Annotated in this window: 1 protein-coding gene; it reads right to left on the reverse strand. The window is 73.1% G+C overall.

The window, feature by feature from the left end; translation table 11 throughout:
• Positions 1–253: 253 nt before the first annotated feature.
• Positions 254–1133 (reverse strand): AMP-binding protein (locus QH283_RS25610; protein WP_280505497.1); only part of this gene is annotated, 880 nt, incomplete at its 5' end.

Consider the following 1133-nt stretch of genomic DNA (forward strand, 5'->3'; position numbering starts at 1 on the left):
CCCCAGCCCCGAACCGAAGCCGCCCCCCAGTCGCGTCCCGGGGCCCCCCACGCCACCACCCGCCACATAGACTCACTCATAGCCCGGCTGTCGCGGCGCGCCCCCCCCCGCCCGGGCGGCGGCGTAAAGTGCACCCCCCGCCACAACAACCAGGCCGGCCGCATAAAACCCCCCCCCCAAGCCCCCCAGACCCCCCCCCCCGCCCCCCCCCGCCCGGGGGCGCCCCTTCCGCTGTTCAGGACAACTCGCGTGTTCAGGACAACTCGCGCAGCCGCCGGACGAGCACCTTGCCGGTGGGGTTGCGCGGCAGCTCGTCCAGGAAGAGCACATCCCGCGGCACCTTGTAGCGCGCCAGCGCGTGCCGCACGTGCTCGCGCACCTCGTCGGCGGTGAGCGTGTGCCCCGGACGCACCACCACCGCGACCCGCAGACGCTGCCCGTACTCCTCGTCGTCCACGCCGAAGGCACTGACCTCGGCGACGGCGGGATGCGCGGCGAGCAAGTCCTCCACTTCGCCCGGGAACACGTTCTCCCCGCCGGAGACGATCATGTCGTCGTCGCGGCCGTCGACGAAAAGTCTTCCCGCCCGGTCGAAGTGGCCGAGATCACCGGTGGACATCAGTCCGCGCACCCGCTCCTTGTCGCCACCACCGGTGTAGCCCTCGAACTGGTAGTCGTTGCCGACGAAGACGCGCCCGACGCTCCCCGCGGGCAGCTCCCGGCCACGCGCGTCGAGGATCTTCACCACCGCGCCCGGCACCGGCGGACCCACACACCCCGGCGCGGCGGCCAGGTCGGCCGGGGTGGCGATGGTGGCATAGGCCGCCTCGGTGGAGCCGTAGACGTTGTAGATCACCGGACCGAAGGTCGCGAGCGCGCGCTCGTACAGCGGCACGCCCAGCTGGGCGCCCGCGACGAAGATCACGCGCAGCCGCGCCAGGTCGTGGCGGTCGCGGGCGTCCGGGCAGGCGTCGACCATGCGCCGCAGCATGACCGGCACCAGGACCAGGGTCTCGGCGCGATGCCTGGCCAGGCTCTCCAGCACCGCCACCGGGTCGAAACGGCGGCGGATCACCAGCGTGGAGCCGAACCCCACGGCCATCACGGCGTGCGCGAAGCCGAGGGTGTGGAAC

Source organism: Nocardia farcinica (genome assembly GCF_029867845.1).
GTDB classification, from domain to species: Bacteria; Actinomycetota; Actinomycetes; order Mycobacteriales; family Mycobacteriaceae; genus Nocardia; species Nocardia farcinica_A.